At 68.6% G+C, this 14,691-nt stretch carries 13 protein-coding genes; 7 read left to right on the plus strand and 6 right to left on the minus strand.

Annotation, left to right across the window (positions count from 1 at the left end; translation table 11 throughout):
* Positions 1–88 precede the first annotated feature (88 nt).
* The 6 genes from V6V89_RS34980 (at position 89) to V6V89_RS35005 (ending at position 6,103) form a co-directional block, all read left to right on the plus strand.
* Positions 89–865: a FadR/GntR family transcriptional regulator gene (locus V6V89_RS34980; RefSeq protein WP_334623882.1), complete on the plus strand. Its 777-nt coding sequence runs from the start codon at positions 89–91 to the stop codon at positions 863–865.
* A 549-nt stretch (positions 866–1,414) separates the two neighbouring features.
* Positions 1,415–2,383 (plus strand): HAMP domain-containing sensor histidine kinase, encoded by a 969-nt coding sequence (locus V6V89_RS34985; RefSeq protein ID WP_334623883.1) that lies wholly within the window; start codon positions 1,415–1,417, stop codon positions 2,381–2,383.
* Positions 2,380–3,042, plus strand: coding sequence for a response regulator transcription factor (locus tag V6V89_RS34990; RefSeq protein ID WP_334623884.1), 663 nt, complete (start codon positions 2,380–2,382; stop codon positions 3,040–3,042). Before V6V89_RS34985 ends, V6V89_RS34990 begins: the two co-directional genes overlap by 4 nt.
* A gap of 279 nt (positions 3,043–3,321) precedes the next feature.
* Positions 3,322–4,152, plus strand: coding sequence for a hypothetical protein (locus V6V89_RS34995; RefSeq protein ID WP_334623885.1), 831 nt, complete (start codon positions 3,322–3,324; stop codon positions 4,150–4,152).
* A gap of 253 nt (positions 4,153–4,405) precedes the next feature.
* Complete coding sequence (locus V6V89_RS35000) at positions 4,406–4,888, plus strand: cation:proton antiporter regulatory subunit (protein ID WP_334623887.1); 483 nt, start codon at positions 4,406–4,408, stop codon at positions 4,886–4,888.
* A gap of 6 nt (positions 4,889–4,894) precedes the next feature.
* The gene (locus V6V89_RS35005; protein WP_334623889.1) at positions 4,895–6,103 is read left to right on the plus strand and encodes a cation:proton antiporter; all 1,209 of its coding nucleotides are present in this window, start codon (positions 4,895–4,897) and stop codon (positions 6,101–6,103) included.
* 145 nt (positions 6,104–6,248) lie between these two features.
* Here V6V89_RS35005 and V6V89_RS35010 read toward each other — a convergent pair whose 3' ends face one another.
* The 5 genes from V6V89_RS35010 to V6V89_RS35030 all read right to left on the minus strand — a co-directional run bounded on the left by V6V89_RS35010 (position 6,249) and on the right by V6V89_RS35030 (position 9,583).
* Positions 6,249–6,470, minus strand: a complete 222-nt coding sequence (locus V6V89_RS35010) for a hypothetical protein (protein WP_334623891.1) — start codon at positions 6,468–6,470, stop codon at positions 6,249–6,251.
* Complete coding sequence (locus tag V6V89_RS35015; protein ID WP_334623893.1) at positions 6,467–8,032, minus strand: potassium/proton antiporter; 1,566 nt, start codon at positions 8,030–8,032, stop codon at positions 6,467–6,469. Before V6V89_RS35015 ends, V6V89_RS35010 begins: the two co-directional genes overlap by 4 nt.
* Positions 8,033–8,074: 42 nt before the next feature.
* On the minus strand, positions 8,075–8,341 hold the full coding sequence (locus V6V89_RS35020; RefSeq protein ID WP_334623895.1) for a hypothetical protein: 267 nt from the start codon (positions 8,339–8,341) through the stop codon (positions 8,075–8,077).
* A 382-nt stretch (positions 8,342–8,723) separates the two neighbouring features.
* Entirely contained in the window at positions 8,724–9,053 is a 330-nt protein-coding gene (locus V6V89_RS35025; RefSeq protein ID WP_334623897.1) for a hypothetical protein, read from the minus strand.
* 41 nt (positions 9,054–9,094) lie between these two features.
* A complete protein-coding gene (locus V6V89_RS35030; protein WP_334623899.1) occupies positions 9,095–9,583 on the minus strand; it encodes a hypothetical protein in 489 nt (162 codons plus the stop codon).
* A gap of 303 nt (positions 9,584–9,886) precedes the next feature.
* On the opposite strand from V6V89_RS35030, the gene V6V89_RS35035 reads away from it, so the two are divergent.
* Positions 9,887–12,040: a CHAT domain-containing protein gene (locus V6V89_RS35035; RefSeq protein WP_334623901.1), complete on the plus strand. Its 2,154-nt coding sequence runs from the start codon at positions 9,887–9,889 to the stop codon at positions 12,038–12,040.
* A gap of 65 nt (positions 12,041–12,105) precedes the next feature.
* Here the strand turns inward: V6V89_RS35035 and V6V89_RS35040 are convergent, their stop codons facing one another.
* Positions 12,106–14,556, minus strand: a complete 2,451-nt coding sequence (locus V6V89_RS35040; RefSeq protein WP_334623903.1) for a non-reducing end alpha-L-arabinofuranosidase family hydrolase — start codon at positions 14,554–14,556, stop codon at positions 12,106–12,108.
* Positions 14,557–14,691 lie beyond the last annotated feature (135 nt).

Genomic DNA, 14,691 nt, shown 5'->3' on the forward strand with positions numbered 1-14,691 from the left:
TTGACCAGGTTGTCCAGCACAATCATGACGGATACAGTTGTGGCATGACCGGTCCGACCAGCGCCGATGACACCGCTCCGGCGAGCCGATGACGACGCGCCCGCCCCGCGCTTCGCTCGAGGCGCACCTCGAGCAGGAACTGCTGTCCGGACGGTTCAAACCCGGAGAAAAGCTGCCCTCCGAGCGGATCCTCGCCGAGACCTACTCGGTCAGCCGACCAATCGTCCGGGAAGTGCTGCGCAGCCTGCAAGAGCGTCGCCTCGTCGACGTCATCGCGGGCCGGGGCACCTTCGCCAGGGCGGCCAGGACGACCGACGGCGCACGATCGCTCGACGCCTTCTTCCGCCGCCGTCAGGTCACCCCCCGAGAACTGACCGACGCGCGCATCATGGTGGAGTCGGTGACCGCCGCCGCCGCCGCCAGGCTGGCCACCGACGAGGAGATCGCGAGCCTGCTGGCCACGCTCGAACGCTTTGACAAAGCCACCAACGTCGTGGACAAGGCACGTGCCGACATCGCCTTCCACGCCGCGATCGCACGCATGGCCCGCAACCCGGTCATCGAAGCGATGTTCGCCTCGGTATCAGGGCTCGCGTTCGAACTCATGCTCCGCAGCCTCAGCGACCCGCACGTCGCCCGCGAAGGGGTGCCCTTCCACGACGACATCTTCACCGCGATCAAAGAACATGATCCTGAAGGCGCACGCCAGGCCATGCTCGGCCACCTCTCGGTCGCCCGCCGCACCTACGGTGCCGACTACGACAAGAGCCTCGACGACATCGTGCACCGCGAACTCGGCAAGCTGATCCCCGCCGTCGACCTCGACCACCTGCTCAACGAAATCTTCGACGAAGTCTCTCCATAGCCACCGGCCAGCCCGCAGTCACTTGTTCAGCAGCGGGCGATCCCGTGTGGGGCGATGCGGCCCACGACGCCGGCCACAACCCTTCTCCTTGCGCACCAGCGGACGCCGCACGGCGTCCCGTCGCCCGCCGGGCAACCGGTTCACGGCGGTGTCCCGGTGACCGGGCGGGCGGCGTCGGTGAGGGCCAGGGCGCATCGCACCTGCTCCCTCCCGTCGCCACCCGCCCGTCGCCGAGCCGGCACGGACGCCGGGCGAGGCACGACACCGCAAGTGGCCGAAACCGGCACGGTGCGGCCTGCGGGCCGCACCCTCTAGCTTCGCTGCCCACAGGTACCGCGGCTATCGGTGCTGGCACCCAATCCGCGACCACCGCCACCCATGACGCCAGCGGGTCCAGGACGCGAACGCACGGCGGGATGGGTGTTGGCACCGATAGGCGGCCAGGCCGCGACCGGCAACGCTGGTACCGGACCGGCGTGAACGACCAGCGGAAAAGACCTCGGGTGAGGCGGCATAGTGGCAGTAACACCTGCGAGGAGGCCATACCGGTTGTCTCTGTTCTGGCGCATCTTCCTGCTCAACGCGGCAGTGCTCGCCGCGGCGATGATCCTGCTCATACTGGGCCCGGCCACCGTGTCCACACCGGTTGTGCTCGCCGAGGCGCTGGTCCTCGTCGCCGGCACGGTCGTCATGCTGGTCGCCAACGCGGTCGTGCTGCGGATCGGGCTCGCCCCACTGCAGCGACTCACCCGCACGATGACCACCATCGACCTGCTCCGGCCCGGGCATCGGCTGCCAGCCACCGGACACACCGGGATCGTCGAGCTGATCCGCACGTTCAACACGATGATCGACCGGCTGGAAGCCGAACGCGCCACCAGCACCGCCCGCGCCCTGTCCGCCCAGGAAGGCGAACGCCGCCGCGTCGCCCAGGAACTGCACGACGAGATCGGCCAAACCCTGACCGCGGTGCTGCTGGAGCTCAAACGGGTCGCCGACCAAGCCCCGCCACCGGTACGCGAGCAGCTGTATCAGGTGCAGGAAACCACCCGCAACAGCCTGGACGAGATCCGGCGCATCGCCCGCCGGCTACGCCCCGGCGTACTGGAAGAACTCGGCCTGGCCAGCGCACTGAAAGCGTTAGCCAGCGAGTTCACCACCGGAGGACTGACCGTGCACCGCAGCCTCGACACCGACCTGCCCGACCTCGGCGCCGACGTCGAGCTCGTGCTGTACCGGGTGGCTCAGGAAGCCCTCACCAACACCGCCCGCCACGCCCACGCCCGCCACGTCAACCTCACCCTGCACAACCGACCCGACAGCGTCGAGCTGTGCATCCGCGACGACGGCCGCGGTCTGCGCGGTGCCCCCGAAGGCGCGGGCCTGCGCGGCATGCGCGAACGGGCCCTGCTCATCGGCGCCCACCTGAACGTCGGCCCACGCTCCGGCGGCGGCACCGAGGTCCGGCTCCGCGCCCCCACACCGGCCGCGGCCACACAACCGGGCAGCGGCCGATGACCACCGAGACGCGGCCGGTCCGCATCCTGCTCGCCGACGACCACGCCCTGGTACGCCGCGGCGTGCGGCTGATCCTCGACAACGAACCGGACATGACCGTGGTCGCCGAAGCCTCCGACGGCGCCGAAGCAATCACCCAGGCCCGCGCCGAACAGCCCGACCTGGCCATCCTCGACATCGGCATGCCCCGCATGACCGGGCTACAGGCCGCCCGGGAGCTGTCCCGGCTGCTCCCCCACATGCGCATCCTCATCCTGACCATGTACGACAACGAGCAGTACCTGCTCGAATCCCTCAAAGCCGGCGCCTCTGGATACGTCCTCAAATCCGTCGCCGACCGCGACCTGATCGACGCCTGCCGCGCCGCCATGCGCGGCGAACCGTTCCTCTACCCCGGCGCCGTCAACGCCATCATCCGCAACTACCTCGAACACGCCGCCGCCGGCGAAGACGGCCCCGGCAAAGCCATCACCGACCGCGAAGAAGAAATCCTCAAACTCGTCGCCGAAGGCCACTCCTCCAAACAGATCGCCGAAATGCTGTTCATCAGCATCAAGACCGTCGAACGCCACCGCGCCAACCTGCTGCAGAAACTCGGCCTCCGCGACCGCCTGGAACTGACCAGGTACGCCATCCGCGCCGGCCTCATCGAACCGTAGCCGGCACCACAATCAGTGACAGCAGTCGCCGTCACCATCGGCTCCGGTGAGAGGCCGGGCGCCTGGAGATGACCGAACGGGCGATTAGAACGACACCCGGCCTTCCCGAAGCGCGACGCACCCTAATCGGGGCCGCTCCCGCCCCCACAGGATCGACGCGCCCGAGGCCGAGTGGGTGTCGCCACGGATAGACACCGGCAAGGCCACGTCGTCAAGCTGACCTTGTCTGGTCGCAAACCAGCCCGACCCCAAACCCCGGAACCTTGGCAGGGCGAATCGATGGCTTCGCATACGAATCTCGTGGCCCTGGCGTCATCGTTCACGGGCAGGTACCCCACCTACGGCGACGACGTGGCCGACTGGCTGTCCTGGTGCCTGCCCCGCGGCATCGACGCATCCCGGCCCGCACCGCTGGCGCTCGCCACCTACGAACGCGAGACCAAGCACGACATCCAACCCCTACTCACCTGGCTGCGCTGGTGCGGGCCACGCCGGCAAGCACACCTGCCGCCACCAAGAGACGAACCGCCCGCCCAGCCCTCAACCACTCCTATCACCCGCCTCGGCGAGCAGCGGCTGCTGGCCGCGTCACCACAACGGGCCACGCCACCAGAGATGCGCCGGCGGCAGCACCCGAACATGCTCACCGCCACGCAGACCATACGGCTGTTGCGCTGCGCCGCGCGACGCCCCGACCGCCCTGCCACGGTCGCCCTGTTCCTGCTGGCGGCCGACGGGCGAATCCGCCCGCGTCAGATCAGCTCGTTCGACGTCGCCGATATCGACATCGTGCCCCACACGCAACGCATCAGCCTGCGCCTGGCAGGCCGCATGCCGCTCATCCTGCCCCCGGTCGTCGCCGAACACCTCGCGGCTCACCTGGCCGCCTATCCACGTGCCCGACAGTTCACCACCTACGACGGCCGGGTCCGCGTGCCACTGCTGCGCAACCGGACCGGCGGCAGGACCACCGCCGCCTCCCTCAGCGACGGCATCCGACGCATCGCCGCCACCGCCGACCTCGAACTCCGTGCCCAGGCACCAAGAATCACCCCCGGTCAGATCCAGGTCGTCAACTTGACCGACTGGTACAACCTGGTCAACCAATAGCTGGCCGGCCCGATCATGTCGGCGGCGTCGCGGGGCGGTCGCGATTTTGGCTCATGTATCCACGGCTGTGGTGAGGGCCGGCGGACGGGGTACCCCCGCTGGCCGGTGCAGCAGATCGTCCGCACTGCGACGCGTTCCTCCGGCGTTCCTCTGGCGGTAGGACCCGGGTCTTGTCCACGGATACAGTGCCGGGTGGCTGCTGGCTGGGCGGGGTGCCCGGCGCGTCGTTGTTCTTTACGGAAGGGAGAGTCTGTTGGAGGTGCAGCGGACCCCGTTGCCTGGTATCGGGTTGCGGCACGAGTTCGTGACCGAGCGGGGGCGGCGGGTGGGGGTGGTCTCGCATCGGACGGGCCGGCGGGAGGTGGTGGTGTATGACCGGGAGGACCCGGACACCGCGGCGGTGACGCTGACGCTGAACTCGGAGGAGGCCAACGGGATGGCCGAACTGTTGGCGTCGATGCGGGTGGTGGAGCGGATGGGTGAGCTGCACCGGCAGGTGGAGGGGTTGGTGACCGCGCAGATCCCGGTTCCCGCGGGTTCGCCGTATGACGGGCGAAGTCTTGGTGATACGCATGCGCGTACCCGTACTGGGGCGTCGATCGTGGCGGTGGTGCGTGGCAGTGAGGTGATGGTTAGCCCGCGACCGGATTTCGGGTTCCGGGCCGGTGACATCGTGGTGGTGGTCGGCACCGCGGAGGGCACCGCCGCAGTGGCGGCAGTGCTGGCCGAGGGCTGAGTGGGCGTGCACGGTTCGCTGCTGCTGATCGAGTTCGGCGCGGTGCTGCTCGGTTTGGGGTTGTTGGGGGCGTTGTCAGTCCGGTTCGGGATCTCCCCTATCCCGCTGTACCTGCTGGCGGGGTTGGCGTTCGGGCACGGCGGGCTGCTGCCGTTGGATACCAGTGAGGAGTTCATCGCCACCGGCGCAGAGATCGGCGTGATCCTGTTGCTGTTCACCCTCGGGTTGGAGTACACCGCACCGGAGTTGGTCGGCACGCTGCGCACGTCCGCGGTGGGCGGCCTGCTGGATTTGGTCCTCAATGCCGCCCCCGGTGTGATCGTCGCGGTGGTGATGGGGTGGGGGCCGGTCGCCGCGCTCGCGCTGGGCGGCGTCACCTACGTGACCTCCTCCGGCATTGCAGCGAAGGTGCTCAATGATCTGGATTGGATCGGTAACCGGGAGACCCCGGTGGTGTTGTCGCTGCTGGTGATGGAAGACCTGACGATGGCGTTGTATTTGCCGATCCTGACCGCGGTGCTGGCCGGCAGTGGTTTGCTGGGTGGTTCTCTGGCCCTGGGTATCGCCGCCGCGGCGGTGGCGGTGGTGTTGTTCGTCGCGTTGCGGTTCGGGCGGGCGGTGGAGGCGTTCGTGGACTCGCCGAGCCAGGAGGTGCTGCTGCTGAAGGTGCTCGGCTTGACGGTGCTGGTCGCCGGGATCGCCCAGCAGTTGCAGGTGTCGGCGGCGGTGGGTGCGTTCCTGGTCGGTATCGCCCTGTCCGGGCCTCTGGCGCACACGGCGCGGGAGTTGCTGTCGCCGTTGCGGGATCTGTTCGCGGCGGTGTTCTTCGTGTTCTTCGGCTTGCAGACCAATCCGGCGGATCTCCCGCCGGTCGCCGGTCTGGCGCTGCTCCTGGCGGTGGTGGGGATCGGTACGAAGTACATCACCGGGTGGTGGGCCGCCGGTCGCGCCGGTATAGGCCGGGCTGGCCGGGCCCGGGCGGGTGCGGCCTTGATTCCGCGTGGCGAGTTCAACATCGTCATCGCCGGGCTGGCGGTGGCGGCCGGCGCCCATGCCAGCCTCGGCCCACTCGCCGCGGCGTACGTGCTGATCCTTGCGGTGGTTGCGCCGCTCGCCGCGCGGGCGGTGGAGCCGCTGGTCCGCAGGACCGCCCGCCCATCCGGCGACGCGTTGACGCGGGCGCGGGGTGGCGGGGGCCGTGTTGGGGACGAGTAACTGTCCGCGCCCGTGAACCTGCTGGGTGCCAGGCAGCCTCGCCTCCGGGGTTCGTCGGACATGGCCCGTGCCGCGGATGATCTGGCCGCAGAGCCCGCCGTGCGGTTTGCTCCGAGGGACCCGGGCGTGGCTGCTCCGCCAGGTGTCAGATCGGGTTGCTGGTGAGGATGTCGGTGAGGGCGGTGACGCCGTCGTGGTCGCCGACCGCGACGACGGTGTCGCCATGGTGGAACACGAAGTCGGGGTCGTAGAGGACCAAGTCGCGTCGGCCGGTGACATGGCTGATGATCCCGAGGTGCTGCCGGCTTGTGGTGGTGGCGGTGTGGCAGACGCCGACGCCGGGTAGTGCGGTGCGTTCGATGTTCATCCTGTCCTCCCAGTCGGGATACCGGTGGACGAGTTGGCCGCGGCGTCGGGGTGGGGTGCCGGCAGGTTCGGGTCGCCGGTTTCGCCGAACCAGTGCGCGAGCCGACCGCGGCGGCCGACCGCCCGTAGCCTCCGTTCCGTGGCCTCGCGGACCTGCGGGGTGGTGACCAGCAGCAGTTCGTCGCCGGCGCGCAGGACGGTGGCGTGGTCGGGGACGAACGTGGTGAGGTCGCGAATGATCAGCGTGACCACGGTCGGCGCCGGTAGCCGCAATTCGCGGATCGTCACCCCATGCAGGCGGGAGCCCGGTGGGATGGCGACGGTGAGCAGGTCTGCGTCCAGCACGTCCAGTGGCGCGGCCTCCACATGGACCTCTCGCAACGCACCCGGCCGGGCAAGGCCGAGCCAGCGGGCGACAGCCGGCAGGGTGGGGCCCTGGATCAAAGTGAAGATCACCACGAGGACGAAGACGATATTGAGCAGGTCCGTGCTGCCGGCCACGCCGGCCACGATCGGGAACGTGCCCAGCACGATGGGGACCGCGCCGCGCAGCCCGGCCCAGGACACGAACGCCTGCTCCCGCCACGGGACGCGGAACGGTGTCAGGCAGGCCAGCACGGAGATCGGCCTTGCAAGAAGCAGCAAGACCAGGCCGACGGCGATGGCAGGCAGCGCGGCGGCGGGCAGTTCGCGGGGAGTGACCAGTAGGCCGAGCATGACGAACAGGCCGATCTGGGCCAGCCAGCCGGCGCCTTCGGCGAACGAGCGGGTGGCGGCCCGGTGCGGTAGGGCTGAGTTGCCCAGCACGAGTCCGGCGAGGTAGGCGGCGATGATGCCGCTGGCGTTGGCGGCGCCGGCGGCGGCGAACGCGACGATGCCGAACCCGACGGTTGCCAGCGGGTACAGGCCGGTCGCGGGTAGCGCGATGTGCCGCAGGGCAGCGACCCCGATCCGGCCAACCACGAACCCGAGGGCGGCGCCAACCACCAGCTGGTAGGCCACATTCGCCACGATGTGAGCGGGGTGGGGCAGGTCCGCGGCGGCGGTGCTGAACACCAGCACCAGGATGATAGTGGGGGCGTCGTTGAACCCGGACTCCGCCTCCACCAGGCCGGTCACCTTGCGCGGCAGGGGCAAGGCGCGCAGCACGGCGAACACTGCGGCGGCGTCGGTGGAGGACACGATCGCTCCGAGCAGCAGCGCCAGGTGCCAGTCCATGCCCAGTAGCAGATGCGCTCCGGTGGCGGTGACCACCACGGAGATACCGACGCCGGCGCTGGCCAGCACCCCGGCCGGCGCGAGGAGGCGTTTGACGTCGGTCCAGCCGGTGGTCAGGCCACCCTCGACGAGGATGACCGCCAGCGCAGCGGTCCCGGCGGTCTGGGCCAGTTGGGCGTCGTCGAAGTGCAGGCCGAGCACATCCTCGCCGAGGACGACACCGACGGCCAGGAACAGCAGCAAGCTGGGCAGGCCGAGCCGGCTGGCCATCCGCGCGGCGGCGATGCTGGCCAGCAGCACGGTCCCGCCCAGCAGCAGCACCAGGTACATCTGCTGCAGGGTCATCGCGGTGGCTGCGCGGTGCCGCCGTCGCACGGTTGGCTGGCCTCACCGGTGAGGGCGGTGCCGATGTTCGAAACCCGTGTCGGCGGCCAATACAGATACGGCAACGGCGGCCACGACCAGACCCACCGCGAGGAGCAGGCCCAGCCCGGCGACGACGCCTGCGGCGATAGCGGCACCAGCGACCGCGAGCAACAGCCAGCCGGGCCAGCGTCGGCGAATCGGTGACCGACTGGCGTGGCCCGGCCGGTGGTGGCGGCGCCACAGCCCGGTGTCCATGTCGTCACGGCGCTGGTCGTCGAACTGATCCACGGCTCCTCCGTCCGCAAGACGATACGGATTGCCACCCCCGGCGGCCCGGCCCCGCAGGGTGTGACGGCGACCATCTGTCATCCTCCTTCCGTGCTGCGAAGCGAAAGACCTCGTCGAGGTCATCGATTCTCCAATGAGGGCGAAGTAGCGTAGCCACACATAGCGGAACGCCGACGCGAACGCATCCTCCTTGTCCCGGCCCGTTCGCCGGTCCAGCGCCTGCCGTGCCCGGCTCGCGTCAGTCGCGCCCCGCACGCCACCTGGGCCAGTCCCGCAGGCGGGGATCAGGCCGTCCCTCAACGATCGCCGCGCCGACCCGCGATCACTATCCGTGCCGACACCCATTCGCTGCGGGGCGGCCACCACGGCTGGGTGCCAGCCCTCACCGTTTGGGTGTCAGCACCGATGGACACCGGACCCGACCAGCCGACACGCTGGAATCGCCGGACCATGAATACACGCGGAGATTGACCGCCTGGAAGCCAAACGCACCACCAGCATCGCCCGGGCGCTGTCCGCCCAGGAAGCCGAACCGCACCGCATCGCCCAAGAAACTGCACGACGACTGTTCGCCGCCGCGATGGCGCAGGGTGGCTTCGCGATGCAGGTCCCATCGCCCGAGTTGTACTACCAGTCGCTGCCCGCGCATCACGTGAGCATCCACGGGCAGCGTGGCGTGAAGGTCGTCCGCGTTCACGATCGTGCGCGGCACACGCGGGCGGTGCGTACCCGAATTGGAGGCGGCCGTCGGCGTTATTGCCTGTCCAGCGTCCGGCGGGCCAGCGCCAGGAGGTCGTCGGCTGACCTGTCGATGGTGTCGCGCCGGGATGGGGGGCCTCGAAAGTCCACGTCGGGTTCGTGCTCCCGAGAATCTTCGTGCTCCCGAGAATCTTCGCGCTCCTGAGAATCCTGGTTGGCGATCGCTCTCCGGATTGCCGCGAGGACCACGTCGTCCGGGCTGCCCGTGCGGGCTCCGGCATCGATGACCTCGCGGACCAGTTCGAACTGGAAACCGCTCAGGCCCGCCTTGACCTCGCCTTGGATCCGGGGCGCGAGGGCGGCCAAGACGAAGCCGAGCAACGCCAGCAGGCCAAACGTGCCAGCCAGAGCATCATGATCGGTGAGCATTGCGGTCGCAGCCAAGGCGACGAAGGCGGCGGCCGCTGCCAGGAGGATGACCGTGCTGTAACCACCGTAGCTACCCGAGTGCACGCCGCAACCTATCACGACCGGTAGCGTCACGTGCATACGATCGGGCTGCCGATAAGCCGTGCATCGATCATGCTGGGGGTGGCGATGTTTCGACGTCGAGTGGGCCGGGATAGGGACGGCGCGGCTCGGTTGCGAGACATCCTGCGTAACTCGCGGATGAGCGCCAAGGCCAAGGCCCAAGCTCTACTGGAGCTATCCTCAGAGCTTTTCCCGCTAGGCGATCGAAGAGTCCGAAACGAGGCCATTGCCGCGGCCATCGACCTCTATTTGGATAGCGGCGATCCCCGTGGGAAGGACGAGGTTCTCGGCCGGCTGGGCGCTGAACTGGCTGCGGTGGCCGACGCAATTCTCCCGCACAAGCCGGAGGGGATGGGAGTGCTCGGGGACCAGCTCTACGACTGTGGCACCCGGCTGGACGATCCGTCCCTCGCCCGCCTGGTCTTCCAAAAGGCGGCCGCGGTGCACGAGGCGTACGGGAACCTGAAGGGGCAGGCCGATGCGCTGAGCCGGCTGTGCTCCCTCGACCCGGGCGGCACGGATGACGGGGCGCTGGCAGAAAAGGCGGTAGAGCTCTACCTCAGGGTTGGGGACGATCGGGGCAGCGTGTTTGCCCTCAACGCCGCGGCCCAGGCCGCACACACACGCCGAGAGACCGCGAAGGCGAAAGCTTACTGGGAAGAGGCGTTGCAGCGCGCCCGAGGCTGCGGGTACGTCGACGGCGAGGTAGGCACGCTGATGGGGCTGGCGAAGTGGGAGGCAACCGACGGCGCAGGCTTCGCACGGGCAAAGCACCACCTGCTCGCCGCGAGTGAACTCATTCCCAAGCTCACCCATCGCGGTACCGGCTCGGTGATCTTCACGATGCTCGCCGACGCCGAGCTGGCGGAGAGGAATACTGCCGGCGCCGAGGAGTACTACCGCCAGGCGAGCAAGCTGGAATCCGCTGCGTGGCCAGGCGCCAGCGCGGAACTTCGTGGCGGGATGGCCCTCCTCATGACCATGCAGGGCCGTCTCGACGACGGAGCACGTGCAGCGCTGGAGGAGGTGCGGCTGCTGGAAAGCCAGCGGCGCCGGATGGGTAGCGCCCGCAGCCAGGCGCAGTTATACCAGGACAAGCGCCCCACCTATCTGCGGGCGCTATCACTCGCGGCTGCCGCCGGTGACGGGCACGCCGCTCTGGAGGTGGTGGAGAGCGCTCGCTCGCAGGCGCTGGCCGCCACCCTGAACGCCGACCCAGCCGCACTGGCGAAAGGTAGCCTTGCAGTCGGCGGTGAGCTGGACCGGCTACTGCGCAGCATCGCCGCCATCGAGGATGGCGGACCGGATCCGTTCCAGGCCACCGGCCGGATCAGCGCCAAGGAGGCTGCGGCGTGGAACGCAATGGCGGCCCAGGCATTGCAGGAGGACCACGCCCGGTTGGCCGACCTCATCGGCACCGCACTGCTGCGTCGCGCCGGCAGGGTGGAGTCGATACGCGAACTGCGGGCGAGACTCGGCCCGACGACGCACGCCGTCGTCTACGACGTCGAGTGGGGTGCCGGCGCGGCAACCGTGTACGCGGTGTGGGTTCCGCCACTTCCCGACACACCCGTCGTCGAGACGATCACCTTGGACACCCAGCAGGTGCGCTGGATACGCCAGCTCGCCAACCCAGACACCGTCATGGACCTGCTCGCAAAGCCCACCCATCCCTGGCAGGTCGGGCTCGCCCGGCTCATACCCGAACGGCTGAAGGCTGTACTAGCCACATCGGACTCCGGTCCAGAAGGCACTGACCTGGTGATGGTTCCGGCCGGGGAGATGTGGTCGGTGCCGTTCGCCGCGATCCGAATCGGGGACGTGCATCTGGTGGAACGAGCCACGGTTACGCTCGCGCCGTCGCTGGCCGTCGCGGCCATCGCGAGTACGCGGAAGGTTCGACCCGTCCGGCGAGCTGTCGCGGTCCTGGATACCGGGCTTCGTGGTACCTCGGTGGAACGGGACATGCTGAAGCAGTACTTCCGGCTGACGGAGGTACCGCCCCTCGCCGCGCCCCTCGTGAAGGCCCTAGACAAGGGCAGCAGGTACGAGCTCGGCGTAATCAGCGCCCACGGTGATCACGTCCGAGGCTTGGCGCACTCGCTGCGCCTGGGCGAGCAAGGACGGCTGTTTGCCGGAGTATTACTGCGGTGCGAGGTTCCATTGTGGTGGGTCATGGGCGCCTGCTGGTCCGGCGCACTCGACCATGCGCCCGGGCACGAACCCGTCGGGCTGCCCACCGTCGCCCTGCTGCGGGGCGCCCGCGCGGTGATCGGTGCCCTGCACCGCGTACCGGACCGGCCGACCGGCCGCATCCTGGCTAGCACGTACGGCGAACTGGCGGACGGAGCCCCCGCGCCGGCTGCCCTCCGTACCGCCCAGCGCGAGTATCTCAAGGACGCCCAGAATGGCTGCCCGCTCATCAACTGGGCACCCCTGGTTTCGATCGGCGCGCCCGGCTCAAGCTAATCGCGCCGAGTTCGCGACCGCCCCGGTCAGCGAATGGGGTTGGTCTGGGTCAGCAGGCCTTCCCCCTAGCGCTGCAGGGTCAACACACCTGGCCGCCACGGCAGCCGGTTGTAGTCGCCCCCGGCGCTGGGGTTCTTCCCCTGGTAGAGGAACTGGAGGTTGCACGCATCGATGGTCTTGGTCTGGTCGGGGTTGCTGCGGACCAGGTCACCGTGGCTGATGTCGTTGGTCCAGGTGGCACCGCTGTTGGCCTTGCCGGCGAACGGGTTGCTCTCGCTGGCGGCCTGCGGGGTCCACGACCCGCTCAGGCTGTTGGATGTGAACGAGCGGAAGTAGCGCTGCCCTTGGCTTCCGATCGCCTCGACGATCATCAGGTACTGGTTTTGGCCTTGGACCTTGTAGACCTCGACCCCTTCGAACAGGTTGTTGGTGGAGTCGCTCATGATCGTCGTGTAGTTCGAGCCGAAGCTGCCCGGGAAGTTCCCGATCGGCATGCTCGATCGGTAGATCTTGCCGTTGTCACCGGCGAAGAACAGGTACATGTTCTGGTCGTCACCGATGAGGGTCTGGTCGATCACGCCATACGGGGCGTCGGGAAGGCTGGCGGTGGACAGCGTCTGCGGCCCGGACCAGCCGTTGGCGTTGGTCGGGTCGGTCGACGTCTTGTAGCTGAACGAGGTCGGCCCCCACTGGTAGGCCAGCACCCAGATGTTCTTCGGGGCGAAGTAGAGCAGCGTGGGCGCCACCGTGCCCTGACTCATCCCGGTCTGGGTGGCCGAGGCCATGTCGGACCAGTTCGTGAACAGGCTGAAGTTCATCGAGCCATACGATCCTGCGCTCGAGACGTTCGTCGCGTAGACCAGGTGCTTGCCGTTGTAGACAACGTTGGTGAAGTCCTTGAGCGATAGCCACCCGTGCTGCGGGTTCACCAGCGCGCCGGTCGACGACCAGCGGTACGTCGACGGAAGAGCGCAACCGCTCGGGGGAGGAGAGGACGGGGGCGGTGAGGTCGGGGGCGGTGAGGTCGGGCCGCTCGTGAAGTTGGTCCGCCACTGCTGGTTGGTCTGCCCGTGGCAGTCGTACAGCTGGATCTGCTGCCCGTTGCCCGTGCCCCACACGTCCAGGCACCGGCCGGACTGCACGCCGCTGATGGTGCCGTTGGAGTTGACGTTCCACTGCTGGTTGGCCCCGCCGTTGCAGTCCCAGATGATGACGGCGGTGCCGTTGGCCGTCGCGGCGCCGTTGGCGTCCAGGCACTTGCTGCCGTATACCTGCAGATGCTTGCTTGAGGTGTAGTTCCACGACTGGTTGGTCTGGCCGTGGCAGTCGTAGAGCTGTACGCGCGTGCCGTTGGTCTGCGTCGCGTTGGGCACGTCGATGCACCGGCCGGACTGCACTCCGGCGATCGTGCCCGAGCCACCCGGCGGGTTGGGTGAGACGCTCGTCGTCGGGCTCGCGGTCGGTGAGGTGGTCGGGGTGACGGCGTTGAGGGCATTGAGCACCGACGTGTAGGCGGCCTTCTTGTTTCCGTTGCCGTCGAACAGCAGCGGGCTTTCACTGGACCGCCACGAGTCGCTGTCACGCACGCCCCACACCGTGATCCCGACGCAGCGCGGCACGTTCAGGCACGCCTGGGTCAGCCCCGCGTACTGCGATGTCGACGCGTTGGTGACGTCGACCTCGGTCAGGGCCACGTCCACGCCGAGGGCGGCGAAGCTGGACAGCGTGGTCTGGAAGTTGCCCGGCAGAGAGCTGCCGCCGGTGAAGTGGGTCTGCAGCCCGACGCAGTCGATCGGCACTCCTCGGGACTTGAAGTCCTGGACCATGCGGTACACGCCCTGGGTCTTGCCGTACGACCAGTTTTCGATGTTGTAGTCGTTGTAGCAGAGCTTGACCGACGGGTCGGCGGTGCGGGCGGTGCGGAACGCCACCTCGATCCAGTCGTTGCCGGTCCCCTGCAGGTTCGACTGGCGGCGGCTGCCGTCCTCGTTGAACGCCTCGTTCACCACGTCCCAGGCGGCCAACTTGCCCTTGTAGTGACCCATCACCCCGTTGATGTGATCGATCATGGCCTGGCGCAGCGTGGAGCCGGACAGGCCCTGCATCCACCCGGGCTGCTGTGCATGCCAGGCCAGAGTGTGGCCGCGCACCTTCATCCCGCGTTGTGTGGCCCAGTTGTAGATCTGATCCCCGGAGCTGAAGCTGAACTGCCCGCGCTGTGGCTGGGTGGCGTCGGGCTTCATCTCGTTCTCGGCCGTCACCATGTTGAACTCACGTCCGGCGATCGTGGTGTACGTCGAGTTGCCGAGCCGGCCGGCCGCGATCGCCGTGCCGAAGTACCGGCCTGACTGCGCGGCCGCCGCACCCAGCGTGCTCTCCGCCGCGTCCGCCGACGGCATCGTCACCGCGGCCGTGGCCGCCGTCACGACACCAATCACACCGGCGACCAGCGCTCTGACGACGAGCAGTCTCTTCCGCCGGGGCCCGCCACGATGGGCGGAGGGACTCGTAGCCACCTTGACCTCCTTTTCGGGCCAGCGCCCGAGCCGTCTTGGCGGGGACGACCGTTCGGCGTGCCTGCGGGGAAACCCGGGTTCCGCAGTTCGTAGTCACACGTGTGCTGGAGTTTAGGGGTTGAGCTGGGCAAACGC

This window comes from Micromonospora sp. CPCC 206061 (genome assembly GCF_036906915.1).
In the GTDB taxonomy this organism is placed as follows: Bacteria; Actinomycetota; Actinomycetes; order Mycobacteriales; family Micromonosporaceae; genus Phytohabitans.

Excerpts from the sequence above, each read along its gene's own strand:
- V6V89_RS34995 (WP_334623885.1), top strand. The coding sequence starts at position 3,322 with ATGGCTTCGCATACGAATCTCGTGGCCCTGGCGTCATCGTTCACGGGC.
- V6V89_RS34980 (WP_334623882.1), top strand. The coding sequence starts at position 89 with ATGACGACGCGCCCGCCCCGCGCTTCGCTCGAGGCGCACCTCGAGCAG.
- V6V89_RS34990 (WP_334623884.1), top strand. The coding sequence starts at position 2,380 with ATGACCACCGAGACGCGGCCGGTCCGCATCCTGCTCGCCGACGACCAC.
- V6V89_RS35015 (WP_334623893.1), bottom strand. The coding sequence starts at position 8,032 with ATGACCCTGCAGCAGATGTACCTGGTGCTGCTGCTGGGCGGGACCGTG.
- V6V89_RS35010 (WP_334623891.1), bottom strand. The coding sequence starts at position 6,470 with ATGAACATCGAACGCACCGCACTACCCGGCGTCGGCGTCTGCCACACC.